The sequence below is a fragment of the Actinoallomurus purpureus genome, from assembly GCF_024055795.1.
GTDB classification, from domain to species: Bacteria; Actinomycetota; Actinomycetes; order Streptosporangiales; family Streptosporangiaceae; genus Actinoallomurus; species Actinoallomurus purpureus.
In genome coordinates, this window is record NZ_JAMXMY010000009.1 from 1 (window position 1) to 15,201 (window position 15,201).

At 70.2% G+C, this 15,201-nt stretch carries 14 protein-coding genes and 1 pseudogene; 6 read left to right on the top strand and 9 right to left on the bottom strand.

Annotated elements, in window-relative coordinates:
• Nucleotides 1-131: 131 nt before the first annotated feature.
• Nucleotides 132-410: pseudogene (locus NE236_RS17810) on the top strand (hypothetical protein); the annotation flags it as partial.
• Between the two features lie 235 nt (nt 411-645).
• Entirely contained in the window at nt 646-1,011 is a 366-nt protein-coding gene (locus NE236_RS17815; protein ID WP_252843134.1) for a hypothetical protein, read from the top strand.
• Between the two features lie 179 nt (nt 1,012-1,190).
• Here NE236_RS17815 and NE236_RS17820 read toward each other — a convergent pair whose 3' ends face one another.
• The 7 genes from NE236_RS17820 to NE236_RS17850 form a co-directional block, all read right to left on the bottom strand.
• The gene (locus NE236_RS17820) at nt 1,191-1,334 is read right to left on the bottom strand and encodes a hypothetical protein (RefSeq protein WP_252843135.1); all 144 of its coding nucleotides are present in this window, start codon (nt 1,332-1,334) and stop codon (nt 1,191-1,193) included.
• A 199-nt stretch (nt 1,335-1,533) separates the two neighbouring features.
• Complete coding sequence (locus NE236_RS17825; RefSeq protein WP_252843136.1) at nt 1,534-1,992, bottom strand: response regulator; 459 nt, start codon at nt 1,990-1,992, stop codon at nt 1,534-1,536.
• Complete coding sequence (locus NE236_RS17830; RefSeq protein ID WP_252843137.1) at nt 1,989-2,336, bottom strand: helix-turn-helix transcriptional regulator; 348 nt, start codon at nt 2,334-2,336, stop codon at nt 1,989-1,991. The genes NE236_RS17825 and NE236_RS17830 overlap by 4 nt, the downstream gene beginning before the upstream one ends.
• 355 nt (nt 2,337-2,691) lie before the next feature.
• Nucleotides 2,692-3,276: a snapalysin family zinc-dependent metalloprotease gene (locus tag NE236_RS17835; RefSeq protein WP_252843138.1), complete on the bottom strand. Its 585-nt coding sequence runs from the start codon at nt 3,274-3,276 to the stop codon at nt 2,692-2,694.
• Between the two features lie 295 nt (nt 3,277-3,571).
• Nucleotides 3,572-3,958, bottom strand: a complete 387-nt coding sequence (locus NE236_RS17840; RefSeq protein WP_252843139.1) for a hypothetical protein — start codon at nt 3,956-3,958, stop codon at nt 3,572-3,574.
• 363 nt (nt 3,959-4,321) lie between these two features.
• Nucleotides 4,322-5,116 carry an SDR family NAD(P)-dependent oxidoreductase gene (locus tag NE236_RS17845; RefSeq protein WP_252843140.1) on the bottom strand — a complete coding sequence of 265 codons (795 nt, stop codon included), beginning with the start codon at nt 5,114-5,116 and terminating at the stop codon, nt 4,322-4,324.
• 184 nt (nt 5,117-5,300) lie between these two features.
• Complete coding sequence (locus NE236_RS17850) at nt 5,301-7,559, bottom strand: Orn/Lys/Arg family decarboxylase (protein WP_252843141.1); 2,259 nt, start codon at nt 7,557-7,559, stop codon at nt 5,301-5,303.
• A gap of 353 nt (nt 7,560-7,912) precedes the next feature.
• Here NE236_RS17850 and NE236_RS17855 point away from each other — a divergent pair, with 353 nt between their 5' ends.
• Together NE236_RS17855 and NE236_RS17860 are read left to right on the top strand one after the other, a co-directional pair.
• A complete protein-coding gene (locus tag NE236_RS17855) occupies nt 7,913-8,692 on the top strand; it encodes an SDR family NAD(P)-dependent oxidoreductase (protein ID WP_252843142.1) in 780 nt (259 codons plus the stop codon).
• Nucleotides 8,693-8,893: 201 nt separating this feature from the next.
• Entirely contained in the window at nt 8,894-9,382 is a 489-nt protein-coding gene (locus NE236_RS17860) for a cysteine/serine endopeptidase inhibitor (protein ID WP_252843143.1), read from the top strand.
• Nucleotides 9,383-9,547: 165 nt separating this feature from the next.
• On the opposite strand, the gene NE236_RS17865 is transcribed toward NE236_RS17860, so the two are convergent.
• The gene (locus tag NE236_RS17865) at nt 9,548-10,156 is read right to left on the bottom strand and encodes a hypothetical protein (RefSeq protein ID WP_252843144.1); all 609 of its coding nucleotides are present in this window, start codon (nt 10,154-10,156) and stop codon (nt 9,548-9,550) included.
• Nucleotides 10,157-11,175: 1,019 nt separating this feature from the next.
• Here NE236_RS17865 and NE236_RS17870 point away from each other — a divergent pair.
• Nucleotides 11,176-12,921: a cellulase family glycosylhydrolase gene (locus NE236_RS17870; protein WP_252843145.1), complete on the top strand. Its 1,746-nt coding sequence runs from the start codon at nt 11,176-11,178 to the stop codon at nt 12,919-12,921.
• 56 nt (nt 12,922-12,977) lie between these two features.
• Here NE236_RS17870 and NE236_RS17875 read toward each other — a convergent pair whose 3' ends face one another.
• Nucleotides 12,978-13,799 carry a DeoR/GlpR family DNA-binding transcription regulator gene (locus NE236_RS17875; RefSeq protein WP_252843146.1) on the bottom strand — a complete coding sequence of 274 codons (822 nt, stop codon included), beginning with the start codon at nt 13,797-13,799 and terminating at the stop codon, nt 12,978-12,980.
• A 277-nt stretch (nt 13,800-14,076) separates the two neighbouring features.
• Here NE236_RS17875 and NE236_RS17880 point away from each other — a divergent pair, with 277 nt between their 5' ends.
• The gene (locus NE236_RS17880; protein ID WP_252843147.1) at nt 14,077-15,156 is read left to right on the top strand and encodes a substrate-binding domain-containing protein; all 1,080 of its coding nucleotides are present in this window, start codon (nt 14,077-14,079) and stop codon (nt 15,154-15,156) included.
• Nucleotides 15,157-15,201 lie beyond the last annotated feature (45 nt).

The window sequence follows — 15,201 nt, forward strand, 5'->3', positions numbered from 1 at the left end:
ATCGGTGGGAAAACGGCAGGATTGCCGCTGGGCGGCCCTTGCAGTCTGCTTGAGCCGGATGCGATGAAAGTCGCCCGTCCGGTTCTGAGGGGGCCGGGGCGCAGCAATGCGCTCCGGCTACCCGACAATGTCCCGTGCCATGGTGCGGGCACACCAAGCGGGCCAACCGGCCCGGCCGGGACACCTTCTGTTGTCGCCGGTGTGGGTTCGCTGGCCCCGCCGACGTCATCGCCGCCACCAACATCCGCAAACGCGCGTGCGTGGCGTGGGCATTCGTCAGCATGCCCGTCCCCAACCCCGACAGGGGGAAGGGAGATGCGACCCCGGCACGACAGCCGGCCGCGACGGGGAGCGCAACAAGGCGTGAACACCCGAGCCGCAAGCTCGACCGTTCACGGCCGAGAAGCTGACGTCGTTCATCTGCAAGGTCGCCTCGCGGTGCAACCTCGGCTGCGACTACTGCTACGTCTACCACCACGCCGACCAGAGCTGGCGGAGCCAGCCGAAGCGCATGTCACTGTCGACTGCCGCCCAGCTGGGTCGCCGGATCAACGAGCACGCCGTCGTGCACGGGCTGCCGGAGGTCGACTTCATCCTGCACGGCGGCGAGCCTCTTCTGCTCGGCGTCGACTACCTGCGCCGTCTGTGCGAGACGGTGACCCGCGGCGGGTCCGGGAGCGGCTGGCGGCGGAGGCACCCGGCCGTTTGGAGGAATCCGGGTTCACCGCGGCGTACGAGGCGGTCTGCTCCGCCCCCGGCGACACGCAGCAGCGGGTGCTCGGCCACCCGAGCGCCGCCTTCTGGACGGAGGGGGCCTGGGATCTGCTCCGGCGCCACGCGCATGAACGGTTCCCCGAGGTGCACCTGATCCCGCACCTGCGGGAGTCGGGCGGTTCGCCGTCTCGGTCCTGCGCCTGGCGGGCCGGAACGGTCTCGTGGCGACCGTGCGCAGCGATCCGTACGGGCGCGTGGCCCTGCCGGGCGCCGGCGTCAGCCTTCGCGGCGGACTGAGGAGGCCCGGCGCCGCACCCGAATGGTCGCCGCGGTGGCCTGAGGCGGCCCGGGGCCGCACCGGAATGGTCGTCGACGCGGTGGCCTGAGGCGGGGCGGCGCCTCACCGGAACGGTCGTCGTGGTTCCGCGCGCGGTGCGGAAGGGCCGCCCGGCGCCGCTCCACGGCGACCGTGGCCCTCAGGCCGGCGCCGCGCCGGTGCCGCCGGCCGGCGCGTCCTGCTCGTCACCGGCCGGCGCCGTCCGATCGCCGCCGTCGAGGAGAACCCGCTCCAGCTTGGCCAGGGCCAGCACCAGGACCAGCGCAGCGATTGGGATCAGCACAGGTGCCACCAATGCCGCGATGAGCATCCGGCACGCCCCCTCGGCGCCGATAAGTACGCACCAAAGGCCTTGCCCGCCCAGAAGGAGAAGTTTTTCCGTTTTGGGTAGATATCGCGTCAGATGGGCAAAACTTGCGGGTCGGCGGTCGGCTGGGCACTCGCCGGGATCCGGTCCACGGTGACATCGGCCGGTGGGGGGATCAGGCGGCCGCCGGGGGGCGGGGCAGGCGCGCGGTCCGGGTGAAGAAGCCGTTGATCTGCTGGACGGCGCTGGTGAAGGCGTCGAAGTCGACGGGTTTCGTGACGTACGCGTTGGCGTGCCGCAGGTAGGTCCCGGTGACGTCGTCGGTACTGGCGGAGGTGGTGAAGATGACCACCGGGATGGCACGCAGATCCCCGTCGCTCTTGATCTGCTCCAGCACCGCCCGCCCGTCGTACTTGGGCAGGTTCAGATCCAGCAGCACCAGATCCGGCCGTGACGCGCCGGTGTGCGCTCCCCGGCGGTGGAGGAAGTCGAGGGCCTCCTGCCCGTCCTCGACGATGGCGAGCCGGGGCGCCGGACCGCCCTCGGGGTCGGTGAAGGCCTCCTGGATCAGCATCTGATCGCCCGGGTCGTCCTCGACCACGAGGATGCTCATGGGCCGCCGCTGGTACGTCATTCCGCGGCTCCCCGCTCGTCGGGGCCCGGTGGCCGGTCGTCGTCATGGCGGGTGAACACGGTGAGGAGTCCTTCGATGCGATGGTCGGCGTCGGCGGGGTGGCGGAAGGGACGGGTCGGGTCGACGCTGTACTGGTTGCGGCGCCCGACCCGGGTACGCGTGATGTATCCCGCCTCTTCCAGGTCGGTCACGATCGTCTGGGCGGCGCGCTCGGTGATGCCGATGACGGCGGCGATGTCACGCAGCCGCGTGCTCGGGTCGCGGGTGATCTCGACCAGCACGCGGGCATGGTTGGTCAGGAACGTCCAGGTCTTGCTGTGAGGTGTGCTGCCGGCCTGACCCACAGGTGCCTTCTCCTCGCATGCAGGCGCCGCTCAGCCGACGACCTCCGATGTGGTTTTACAGAATATTCTTTCCTGAACCTTGACGGGGGGCTGACGGCGGGGGCACATGCTCGGGGCCTGCGCATCGCCCTGTTCGGTCACATCGACCGGGGCGGAACCACGGTGGTCATCGACATCACCGCGTTGACCTTCATCGACCGCGCCGGGCTCGCCGCGCCGCCGCACGCGTGGGTGCCGGGGGAGGGTCCCTGCGGTTGTGCGGCGCGGCGCGTCCTTCCGTTCACCGGATTCTGGAGCCGACCGGCGCCTCGGCCCTGGGCGGCCAGTGGTCACCCGGCCGAGGTGGATCAGAGAATCAGGGCGTGTCCGCGACGACACCGCGGTCGAGGGGAGCCGCCGCCATGGCCGCCGAGCCCGCGTAGTCGGCCTCGACGGCGGAGCGCTCGGAGGCGTTCGGCGTGGCGTTCGTGCAGGAGACGCCGCCGGTCGAGCCTGACATCAGAGACGAGCACGGGCCGGGCTTGTTGTCGGGCAGGCCGAGGATGTGACCGAGTTCGTGCGCGGCGATACGGGTGGTGTTGTATCCCTCATTCACCGCCTCGCGGCCGAACCACACCGTCCCGTGCCCGCCGGTGCGGACCGGGCCGAGCGTCGACTGGGGCCATCCGTCGAAGGCGACGATCCGGATCTGGGCGCTCGCGCCCGACGCGGCCTCGACCAGGCGGACGTTCTGTACGCTCGAGTTCCAGACCTGAGCGCTGGCGACCACCGCGCTCTTGAACTCCGCGGCCTGGCTGTCGTCGTAGTAGAGGGTGGTCGTGGCGAGCACGGTGCGCTGGTGGGCGCTCGGAGCCGACGCGCCGGCGGCGGGGGCGACGGCGAGGGAGAGTGCGAGCGCGCCGGCACCGATGAGGATGTTCGTGGCTGTGCGGTACGACATGGCGGGGGGCCTTCCTCTGCGGAACAAACGTTGCCGCGTAGTCCCGGTTCAGGTCGGCATGATCCTATTTGCGGAGACCGATCGCAACAAGACTTGTCATGGGCGGAAAATTTATCAGTCGCGCGATTTCCCCCGCCGCCGACGCTCCGTGATCCGGCCGCCGCGGGGCGGCCCCTCCGGCCTCGTCTCCTGGGGGTCGTCCGAACGCCGCTGCCGCGGCGCGTCTCGCGCGTCGCGGCAGCGGTCTCGTGCCCGGTCCGGTGGCGGGCCGGCCGGCCCGCCACCGGACCGCCGGTCAGCAGCCCGCGCCGTATATCCAGACGTACGGCGACCATCCGTGGATCCGGATCGTCTGGCCGTAGCGGTACCGCTTGCCCTGGTAGGTGAGGTCACAGCCGTACGGCACGTCGAGTTCGTCGACGTCCTTCATCTCCGGATGTGCCTTGTCGGACCAGGTGTGCGGCGGAACCCAGCGCTGGCCGACGTTGCCGCGCATCCAGATGCCCTTGCTGGTGCCGTTGTAGACCGACACGCAGAAACCGGTGCAGTGGTCGGCCATCGTCGTGGCCCCCGTGACGGCGGTCCGCGCGTTCATCGGCCGCGCGGACGCGGTTCCCGCCGTGAGCAGGAAACCGCCGATGATCGCCGCGATCACGACGGCGAAAGCCGGCATGCGTCTCATCCATTCCTCCTGATGCCCCGTCGAGGCGGCCTCCTGCCGCCCCGTGAGCGCTCTCCCCGGAGCGCGATCAAAGTGTGGGCACGGCCGGATCACGGGTTCAACGGTTCGCGGACGCCGGGACGGCCCACCCGTCATGACCTGCGTCGACCCGTCGAGGTTGGGACGTCGCGGGTGATTCCGGAACGGGCAGGCGACCCCTTGTCGGCGCCGGGCCTTCCTTCGATGAGGATCGGACGCGGGCCCGTCCGTACCGTCGCACCGGGGCGGGTCACGGCGTCCGTGCCGTCGAGCCCGCGCACCGTGGCGGCCCAGGCCGGCGCGACGGTGACCGCCCACCCCGTGACCTTCAGGAGAGGGAGGAAGTCAAGGCAGGATGGAGTCGACGTAGCCGCCGTCGGCGCGGACGGCGCCGCCGGTCGTGACCGAGGCGAACTCCGAGCTGAGGTAGACGACCATGGCGCCGACCTCGGCCGGCTCGATCAGCCGCTGGATGAGGGAGTTCGGGCGATGCTCGCGCATGAACCGCCGCTGCGCCTCGTCCCAGGGCAGGTCGTCGCCGACGAGCTCCCCGACGAACGTTTCGACGCCCGGCGTGTGCGTGGGTCCGACGATGACGGAGTTGACGGTGACGCCGGTTCCGGTGGCGGCCTTGGCGAATCCCCGCGTGACCGCCAGCAGCGCCGTCTTGGTCATGCCGTAGTGAACCATCTCCACCGGGATGACCACCGCCGAGTCGCTGGCGATGTTGAGCACCCTGCCCCAGCCACGATCCATCATCCCGGGCAGGTAGATACGCGTCAGGCGGACGGCGGACAGGACGTTGACCTCGAAGTAACGGCGCCACTCGTCGTCGTCGATCTCCAGGACCGGACGGGCACCGAAGATGCCGAGATTGTTGACGAGGATGTCCACGTCGGGCACCCGGTCGCGGAGCTCCGCCGCGCCGTCTGCCGTCGCCAGGTCGGCGGCCACGGCGGTCACGTTCGCGTCCGGCAACTGCTCGGTGATCTCGGCGGCGGCACGCTCGGTCCTGTCCTCGCCGCGCCCGTTCACGACGACGGCGGCGCCGGCACGCGCGAGCTCCGTGGCGATGGCCAGGCCGATGCCCTGGCTGGATCCGGAGACCAGCGCGCGGCGGCCAGACAGATCGATGTTCATCGCCCATCCCCTTCCCCCGAGCGCTGGAGGCCACACCGCCGGTGAGACTCCGGGTGAGGCGGACGCTGATGCCACTGGCGTCCGGGTAGCTGGAGGTCCAGCCACTGGTCCGGTGGGCGCAGGACGGTGGAGGAGACCGGCTCCCGGCTGATGACCGCGGTGCGGTGCCGGTCTTCCGGCGGATTCACTCGATGACGCACTCGATCCAGTAGCGGCCGTCGTCGTCGCGGTGGGCCCCGTGGATGTCCGTCGCCATGGACGGGAAGGCGCGGTCGAAGTCCTCCAGGGCGCGGAGGTAGTCCATCAGCGGTCCGTCGTCGGGGCCGGTGGACTCGCCGGGCATCAACATCGGGATGCCGGGCGGGGTGACGACGACGATCGTGGCGGAGATCCGGCCGGCCAGCTCGCTCAGCGGAACGCGCTCGGTCCTCGAACGGATCAGGGCCTGGTAGCAGTCGGCCGGGGTCACGACGGGCGCGGGCAGGTCGGTGAAGACCTCGTCGAGCAGAACGCCGAGCTTGGAATCGCGGAGCCTGCCATGGGACTGTGCGCAGAGCGTGCGCAGGCTCACCCCCGCCGGACCGAAGCCCGGCAGGACCTCCGCCAAGGGCACGTCGTCGTCGTAGGCGTTCTTGAAGTCGATGAGCGCGTCGATCAGGGTGCCCCACTTGCCCTTGGTGATGCCGATCGAGAACAACACCAGCAGGGTGTGGTCGCCGGTCTTCTCCACCACGATGCCGCGCCGTTCGAGGTAGGCGGCCACGATCCGGGCGGGTATCCCCCACTCCGTCGTGCCGCCGGTGGCGTCGGCGCCGGGACAGGTGATCGTCACCTTGATCGGGTCGAGCATGCAGTGGCCGTCGTCCAGACCGTCGAATCCGTGCCAGGCGGCGCCGGGCTCCAGCGACCAGCAGGCGGGCTCGGTGGACAGCAGCTCCGGGTGGGCGTCCTCGAAAGCGACGGTGTCACCGGTGTGGGGATCGGTGACCCGCGGGGGCTGCCAGACGCCGAAGAACCAGTCCGGGCGGGTGCCGTCCTCCCGGATACGGGAGGCGAGCCGCACCATCGCCTGCCGGAAGCGAACCGCCTCGATGATCGCCTCTCCGGTCAGGAAGGGCCCGGACGGGCCGTCCATCATCGCCGCCGCTACGTCCAGTGAGGCGATCATCGGGTAGAGCGGCGAGGTGCTGGCGTGCATCAGGTACGTCTCGTTGAACCGGTCGTGGTCCACCGGCGCCCGGGGCGACGGGCGTAGGTGCAGCATCGACGACTGCGATATCGCCGCCAGCAGCTTGTGCGTGGACTGGGTCGCGAACACGGTGGGGCGTGCCGGGCCGGGCAGCGTTCGTTCGTCGACGGCCATGCCGTACCGGTGCTCGTACAGCGGGTTGAACCGGGCATAGGCGAACCACGCCTCGTCGAAGTGCACACGGGGGACCGACGCGCCCAGCAGCTCCGCGACCCGGACCGCGTCGTAACACAGGCCGTCGTAGGTCGAGTTGGTGATCACCGCGTACGTGGGGTCGGGCGCGGCCGCCCCGGCGGTGAACCGATGGCCCGCCAGCCGGTCGCGTACGGACGCCGCCGACAGGGTCCCGGCCGGGATGGGCCCCGCCAGGCCCAGCCCGTTGCGTTCGGGCACCAGGTAGACCGGGCGCGCGCCGCTGATGGCGAGGGCGTGCTGGATGGACTTGTGGCAGTTGCGGTCGACCAGCGCCAACTCGTCGCGGGCGACCGCGTGATGGCCGACGATGCGGTTGGCGGTCGAGTTGCCGTTCACGACGAAGAACGTCCGCTCGGCGCCGAAGATCCGGGCGGCGTTTCGTTCGGCGTCGCCGATCGGGCCGGTGTGCTCCAGGGGCGAACCCAGCTCGGGAACCGAGATGGACAGGTCGGTGCGCAGCAGCCGCTCGCCGTAGTAGTCGAAGAACGCCCGGCCCACCGGGGACTTCAGGAAGGCCACGCCACCGGCATGGGCGGGAGTGTGCCAGGAGTAACGATGGCGGTCGTCCAGGCGCCGCAGCGCTTCGAAGAACGGGGGCAGTATCCGCTCGGCGTACTCCTCGGCCGCGTGCGCGATGCGTCCGGCGATGAAGTCGGGGGTGTCCTCCAGCGGGAAGACGTAGCCCTGGATCACCTCGTACACCCACAGGGGAATGTCGCGTGGCTCGTGCTCGATGGTCAGCAGGAAGACCGGCAGACGGCGGAACCGCCCGGTGATCGCCTTCATGATCTCGTCGGCGCCGGGGGCGCCCCAATCGGCCAGCACCGCCGTCAGTTTGGCGTCCGAGCGGATCACCGCGAGCGCGTCGGCGCGGCGATGCGTCCAGCGGACCTGCGCTCCGTGCTGCTCTATCGCCGTGCGGAGGCGGCGTAGCTGCTCGGCGATCGCCGAGTCCGCGTCGGGCCGCTCATCGACGGCGAGGAGAATCAGTCGTTCCATGGCAGGACCTCCACGTCGCTGGGGATGCCGGCCGGTGCCACCACCCTCGCCAACGCCCACTTTCCGTAGCCGGGCTAACGCGAAGGGTAACAGGGACGAAGATCAACGTATAGTGGCGACCAAGTCGCTCAAAGTCACCGTCGCGTCGGGATCGCCGCATGCGCCCGGGATGCGCCTCAGGGGCGCCCGTCGACCCGTTCGGAGGCCTCGCCGAAGGCCGTCGGGCCGATGCTCGCCGGCTTGCCGGGGTTGAGAGGGAGGCGTCCACCGTGGGGTTCGAGGAGATCAGGGCTTCGCCCGATGGTTGGATCACTGAGGACGGCCCTGCGGGGCGGTGACGCGAAGGAGGTCCAATGACGTTCGGACTGCGCGATCGGGCGGTCGTGGTGACGGGTGGCAGCAAGGGGTTCGGGCGGATCGTGGCGCGGCGGCTCGCCGCGGAGGGGTGTTCGATCGCGGTGTGCGCCCGGAACGCCGAGACGCTCGCCGCGACGGCGGGCGAGATCGAGGCCGACTATGGCGTCCCGGTGTTCGCGCGGTCATGTGATGTCACCGTCCCGAGTGAGCTGGGGGCGTTCATCGACGCGGCGGCGGAGGCGCTGGGCGGGATCGACGGGCTGGTGGCCAACGCGGGGGACGCGTTCGGCGGCGGGCTGATGGACTCGACGCCGGAGGAGTGGAGCCGGACCTTCGCCCTGAACGTCGGACATTCGGCGCATGCGATCCGTGCGTGTGTGCCGCACATGCGGACGCGCGGACGGGGCGACGTGGTCATCGTGTCGTCGATCTCGGGGTGGAAGCCGTCCCGTAACACCCAGTACGGCGCGGCCAAGGCCGCGGAGATCTACATGGCGGGCACACTCGCCCGCGAACTGGCCGCGGATCGGATCCGGGTCAACGCGGTCAGTCCGGGGTCGATGTTGATTCCCGATGGCGGGTGGGACGAGTTCCGGCGCCGCGATCCCGAGCGTTACGAGCGGTTCCTGGGCGAGTTCCCGTACGGGGAACTGCCCAGTGGTGAGGACGTGGCCGAGGTGGTGGCGTTCCTGCTGTCGGCGCACGCCAGGGCCATCAACGGCGCGAACATCCCGGTCGATGCCGCCCAGAACGCCCCCGCCGCGAGCGGGTACTGACCCGCGTCTTCGGGAAGCGGTGGAGCGGTGAGTCCGCCGACCGGCCGTGTCACCGCATGACGGGGAAGCCAGGACCCATTCTGCCCGGTTCCTGACAACTGTCTCATCCGCCCCATTGACTCCATCTGACTCGATCTCTAACCTACAGGAAACTTTCCTAAGGTTTGCGGTCCCCGCCGCAGCGATCCGAAAGGAGAGAACGTGCAGGCGTTGAAGCGTTTCCGGATGCCGATAGGTGCCCTGGCCGGGGCGGCCATCCTCACGATCCTCGGGAGCGGGACGGCATTCGCCGACATCCCCTTCGGTCAGCCGATCAATGGCAAGGCGACCTGGTACAACGACGCGGGGTACGGGGCGTGTGGCACGCTCATCGACGCGTCGTCGCAGATGCTCGCCGCGGTCTCCTACGCGTACTGGACCACGGCCAATCCCAACAACGACCCGCTGTGCAGTGGCGTCTCGGTCAAGGTGACCTACAACGGCACGACCATCACCGTGCCGGTCAAGGACAAGTGCCCCTCCTGCGACTCCACCCACGTCGACCTGAGCGCGCCGGCGTTCCAACGGCTCGCCGGGCTCGACGTCGGGGTCATCAACCTCACCTGGCAGTTCGTGAGAAGCGGCGCGCCAGAGCGCGCGGCGGCCGTCCACCGGGCGGTCGTGCACGCCGCGCCAGGCCGGACACGGTGAACCGCGCGGCCGGACGGCGAGCGTCGTTGCCTCGCCGTCCGGCCGACGGGCAGGTCCCGCGCCGGGCGGGGCCGGCGGGCACCGGTCGGCCAGGGAGGCGGCGTCCTCCGGTGAGCGACCACGCGTTCCTGATGCGGCCCTGGGTCGCCACGTCCTCGCTCCCGCTCAGGGCTGCGTGCAGGGCGGCGGGTCGGCGGGCGGCTGGAAGTCCGGCGGGAACGCGGGAAGCTCGGCGTGCTCGACCGTGTATCCCCTGCCGGAGGCGTACGTCGTGAACGGTGCGGGGGCCAGGCCCATACGGAGGCACCGGCCGTCGACGGCACCCCAGGAAAAGCCCATCCTGTCGTACCGGTGACCGCGGGGATCGGCATAGACGCTGAACGCCATCCGTGTACCGTCCGGCTCGCCGATGACGCCCTTGCTGGTCCCCGACACGACGGCGACGGGGCCGGCGGTCATCAGGTAGTCGACCTTCACGGTGGCCCAGTGGTGCCGCACGACGCCGTCCGGATCGGACTCGGGATGATCGAACCGTACGGTGCCGCGAGCGTCCCCGACGATCATTTTCCCGCCGGTGAACCTGAACGCGTTGCCGTGGGCGTCGAAGATGAACCGCCGAAGGGGATTCTGAGGGTCGAGAGGGAACCTCACCCAGGCGTCACCGGTGACGTGCCCTTCCTTGGGGGATACGGGGGCGGCCTGCGCCGTGGCGCCGGTCAGCAGGACGATGCTGCCGACCGCGGCCGCCGCGAACCGGGCATGGGGAATCGCCATCGTGAGCTCCTGTCCGAGATACGGGCCGTGGTGCCCGCACCTCGAACCTCGCAGAGGGCGCGATCCCCGACCTCCCTCGGATGACCGAACTCCCTGGCCCGCCGACGGACTCCTCATTCACCCGTCCGGGGGACTCGGGCCGGAGGGTCCGCGGCGGTTCGCCACCAGGGCTCGGTCGGTGCCCGGGGGTTTTCGGCGTCCGGAAACGGGTACTTCGGATGACTGGTACCTGTCCGTCGCGGAGAACCGGGGGATTCTGCGCGACGTTCGACGGCTACCCGCCCAGGGACTGTGGCCGTGTGCACCTGTCCAGCCGGGTCTTTGGAAGGTGGACGCCCGCGTGCAGGCTCTTTGGGGAAGGGGCCGGAGGCCGCGGGCGTCCGCGCGTTCGGCGCTTCACGTCACCGTAGGGGGATACGCGTCGTGGCGACCACGGGCGGGGTGCGGGGGCGCACCCCGCCCGTGGGCGGGGGAAGGCTACGGGCGGGGGGCCCGTGGTGGGGGAGGGGGTCCCGGAGAGGCTCAGCCTGTCGGGGCGCAGGAACCTTCCCGGGTGGGGGGGCTTCGCGCGTCGTGCACGGCTCGGCACCGACGCCGCAGGCCAAGGGGGGTCTCCCCGCGCGGCCTACGGCGACGTTAGGCGGCCTGTAGGGCCAGGTCAACGGCGTGCTGCCGACTATGTCGAACACGGGAAGGCGAGGCGGCGCCCGCTCGAGCAACGATCGCCGGCCGGAGCCGTGACCTCGGGTCCCTGATCCAGGCGGATACCGGAGGCTTCCGGGCCGGCGGACCCACGTGAAAGTTTCAGCTGCGTTCCGAGTCTTCTCCCAGGTGGGCGGATTGCCCGCTTCCGTGCGCCGGGGCGCTCTTGCGACGCGATCAGAGGGCGAGTGATCGTTGCGAGCGTCCCCACACGCCGGAGCAGGGCCGGGTCGGGTGCTGCCTGGTCGCTTCTTTCGATCGGTTTCGCCAGGGAGAACCTCATGCTGATCCACCGGGGCTCATGGTGCAGAGCCTTGATGACCGCGGTCGCCGTACTGCTCGCCGCGTTCGGGCTCGCGGGCGTCCGGACCGCCGCCGACGCCGCCGTGTCGTGTTCGGCCACCTATGCCAAGAGCTGGGACAACGGCAGCGGGTTCGGCGCCACCATCACGGTGACCAACACCGGTGACCCGTTGACCGGCTGGACGCTGAGCTTCGACTTCCCCGACAACCAGGTCATCACCCAGATGTGGGGCGGCGTGCCGACCCCCGCGACTCCCACCCCGGCCGGTGCGGCCATCAGCGTCGGCCCGGTCTCCTACAACGCCTCCCAGGGCACCGGGGCGACCTGGACCGTCGGCTTCAACGGCACTTACACCGGGGGCGTCGACAACAGTCCTCCCAGTGTCTCGTGCACCGGCCCCGGCGGGACGACGCAGCAGGCCCTGGTGGTCTCCGCCACCAGCGTGAGCGTGCCCGAGGGCGGGACCGCCGGCTACACGGTCCGCCTGCAGTCCGCGCCGCCGGCCACCGTGACGGTCACCAGCACCGCGGGCAGCGGCGACGGCGACATCACCGTGGCCGGCGGCGCGTCCCTGACCTTCACCCCGTCCAACTGGAACACTCCGCAGACCGTGACGCTCCGCGCGGCGGAGGACGCCGACGCCGCCAACGGCACCCGGCCGATCACCGTCGCGTCCAGCGGCCTGACGTCCGTCACGGTCAGCGCCACGGAGGCCGACAACGACGGCGGCACCGGGGGAGCGGCACCCGCTCTGCACGTCTCCGGGAACCGGCTGGTCACCGCCGGTGGCGCCACCTACCGCCTGCTGGGCGTCAACCGGTCCAGCGGCGAGTTCGCCTGCGTACAGGGCAAGGGGATGTGGGACAGCGGCCCCGTGGACCAGGCCTCGGTCGACGCGATGAAGGCCTGGAACATCCACGCGGTCCGGATCCCGTTGAACGAGGAGTGCTGGAACGGCACCGACGGCTCGCCGAGCGGCGCGACGTACCAGCAGAACGTCAAGGAGTACGTGAACCTGCTGGTCGCGAACGGCATCACGCCGATCGTGGAGATGCACTGGAACCACGGTCAGTACACCGGTCAGGGCGCCGGCTGCTCGGACACGACGGCGACGTGCCAGAAGCCGATGCCCGACGCGCAGTACGCTCCGACGTTCTGGACCGGCGTCGCGAGTGCTTTCAAGGGCGACGACGCGGTCGTCTTCGACCTGTTCAACGAGCCCTACCCGGACGCCGCCGCGAACTGGGACGCGACCGCCGGCTGGACCTGCTGGCGCGACGGCGGCACCTGCACCGGGATCGGCTACCAGGTGGCCGGCATGCAGTCACTCGTCACCACGGTGCGCGCCACCGGCGCCACGAATGTGATCATGCTCGGGGGCCTGGCCTGGTCCAATGACCTGAGCCAGTGGCTGACCTACAAGCCGACGGATCCGACCGGCAACCTGATGGCCGCGTGGCACACGTACAACTTCAACACCTGCTCCAATACCTCCTGCTGGGACAGCCAGGTGGGTGCCGTCGCCGCGAAGGTGCCGGTGCAGGCCGGAGAGATCGGCCAGAACTCCTGCGCTCACGACTACATCGACCAGGTGATGGCGTGGGCCGACGCGCACGGCGTCGGGTACACGGCCTGGACGTGGAACCCATGGGGCTGCAGCCAGGGCAACGTGCTGATCAGCGACTACAGCGGCACCCCCACCAGCACCTACGGCGAGGGCTTCAAGGCGCACCTGCTCACCCAGAATCCGCTCTCGTAGGACTCGAGCACGTCGCGCGGCGAGCCCGCACGACGGACGCCTGAGCGGCGTCGGCGCTACCAGGCGGGGGGTGCGCCGGAGCCGGCGACGTGCAGGGGGACCCCGCGCGTACGCAGTGCGGCCACCTGGTCCTGGGGGGTTCCGGAGTCGACGACGACCAGGTCGAAGGCGGTGAGCGGGGCGAGCTGGTGCAGGCCGTTCTTGGCGAACTTGCTGTGGTCGACCAGCAGCACGCGACGGTCGACGGAGTCCATCAGCGCCCGCTTCACCGCCACCGTCTCCTGCGACTGGTGGTAGCAGTGGCCGTTGGTGATCGCCGTCGTCGACATGAACAGCACGTCGGCGTGCAGCGATCGGATGGTCTCGCTGGTGCGCAGGCCGAGGAAGGCGTCATAGGCCGGGTAGTAGGCGCCACCGAGCGCGATGAGGTCGATGCCGGGCTTGCCGGCGAGCAGGTTCACCGCGGCCAGGAAGTTCGTGATCACGGTGAGCGGTTCCAGCGCCGGCAGCAGTTCGGCGATGGCGAGGCCGGTGGTGCTCTCGTCGATCATGATGGACGCACCGGGGGAGACGAGGCCGGCCGCGGTGTGGGCGAGCTGCCGTTTGGCCTCGGCCATCGCCTGCAGGCGGTGCCGCACGTCGCCGTGGTACATCGCGGACGGCTGCGCGGTGGCGCCTCCGCGGATCTTGCGCAGCCAGCCCTCACTCTGGAGCGCGTCCAGGTCGCGGTGGATGGTCATCACGCTCACGTCGTACGCCTCGGCGAGGCTCTTGACGTGCACGAACCCCTCGTCGACGACGCGCCGGCGGATCTTCTCACGGCGGTCCCGCGCGCCTGCGGCGTCGCTTGTGGCCGGTTCCGGCGCGTCCTCTGCCACCTGCGCTCCTTCCACCGTGGACCCCTCGTGTGATGTCGATGTGGAACGTAACATACACCCGTTAGCCCGAGCGGACGCCGGAAAACGTGGCTGTGGCGCACCGGATCGGCACCGGTGATCGGTCTTCGTAACATTGATTAACACTCATGGCCGTTAAAAACCCTCGGAATCTTGACATGGTTCGGGCTTTGGGTGTTTCGTTCGTCCCACCTCCACTGGCGGTGTCCCTGGCCGCCGTGCCTCCTCGACCCCCGAACCATCGGAGGAGAACGTGAAGATGCTGCCCTTCAGAACGGCCGCCGCGGCCACGGCCGCCCTGACCGTGCTCGCCGCCGGCGCGGCCTGCTCGTCCAAGGCCTCCGGAGGCGCCGGCGGATCCGGCGACGCCAAGAACGCCAAGGTCGCCTTCCTCATGCCGGACATCGCCTCGACCCGGTACGAGCTGTACGACGCGCCGCTGTTCAAGGCCAAAATGAAGCAGCTGTGCCCGGGATGCACGGTGCTGTACCAGAACGCCGGCGCCGACGCTTCCAAGCAACAGCAGCAGGCCAACTCCGTGCTCGCCCAGGGCGTCAAGGCCATCGTCATCGACCCGGTGGACTCCGCGGCGGCCGCATCGATCGTGCGGACCGCGCAGTCGCAGAAGGTCGCGGTTATCGCGTACGACCGGCCGATCCCGGCGACCAAGGCCGACTACTACGTGTCGTTCGACAACGAGAAGATCGGCGCGCTGATCGCCCAGTCCCTGGTCGACCACCTCAAGCAGACCAAGGCCAAGGGCGGGATCCTCGAGGTCAACGGGTCGCCGACGGACGCCGCGGCCGGTCTGATCAAGAAGGGCATTCACAGCGCCGTCGACAGCAGCGGGCTGAAGCGGCTCGCCGAGTACGACACACCCGGCTGGGAGCCGGCCAAGGCGCAGGACTGGGTGAGCGGGCAGATCAGCAAGTTCGGCGGCGGGCAGATCGCCGGCGTCGTCGCGGCCAACGACGGCACCGGTGGCGGTGCCATCGCCGCGTTCAAGGCGGCCGACTCGCCCGTGCCCCCGGTGACCGGGAACGACGCCGAGCTCGCCGCGGCCCAGCGGATCGTCGCCGGCGACCAGTACAACACGATCTCCAAGCCGATCAAGATCGTGGCGGAGGCCGCGGCGAACGTGGCGAACCAGTTCCTGCAGGGCAAGCCGCCCGCGGGTCAGACCACGCTGTTCAACACGCCCTCCCAGCTGTTCACCCCGACCGTGGTGACCCAGCAGAACATCGGCACGGTGCTGCTCGGGCCCGGCGGTGCCCTCAAGGTCTCCGACGTCTGTACCCAGACGTACGCGGCGGCCTGCGCGAAGCTCGGCGTCAAGTAGCGGTCCGCCGGCCCCGGCCCACCGAACCGGGAGCCGGCGGCTTCG

Coding starts and splice junctions, on each gene's coding strand:
- NE236_RS17825 (WP_252843136.1), bottom strand. CDS start 1,992: ATGACGTACCAGCGGCGGCCCATGAGCATCCTCGTGGTCGAGGACGAC.
- NE236_RS17835 (WP_252843138.1), bottom strand. CDS start 3,276: ATGTCGTACCGCACAGCCACGAACATCCTCATCGGTGCCGGCGCGCTC.
- NE236_RS17840 (WP_252843139.1), bottom strand. CDS start 3,958: ATGAGACGCATGCCGGCTTTCGCCGTCGTGATCGCGGCGATCATCGGC.
- NE236_RS17845 (WP_252843140.1), bottom strand. CDS start 5,116: ATGAACATCGATCTGTCTGGCCGCCGCGCGCTGGTCTCCGGATCCAGC.
- NE236_RS17850 (WP_252843141.1), bottom strand. CDS start 7,559: ATGGAACGACTGATTCTCCTCGCCGTCGATGAGCGGCCCGACGCGGAC.
- NE236_RS17855 (WP_252843142.1), top strand. CDS start 7,913: ATGACGTTCGGACTGCGCGATCGGGCGGTCGTGGTGACGGGTGGCAGC.
- NE236_RS17865 (WP_252843144.1), bottom strand. CDS start 10,156: ATGGCGATTCCCCATGCCCGGTTCGCGGCGGCCGCGGTCGGCAGCATC.
- NE236_RS17870 (WP_252843145.1), top strand. CDS start 11,176: ATGACCGCGGTCGCCGTACTGCTCGCCGCGTTCGGGCTCGCGGGCGTC.
- NE236_RS17880 (WP_252843147.1), top strand. CDS start 14,077: ATGCTGCCCTTCAGAACGGCCGCCGCGGCCACGGCCGCCCTGACCGTG.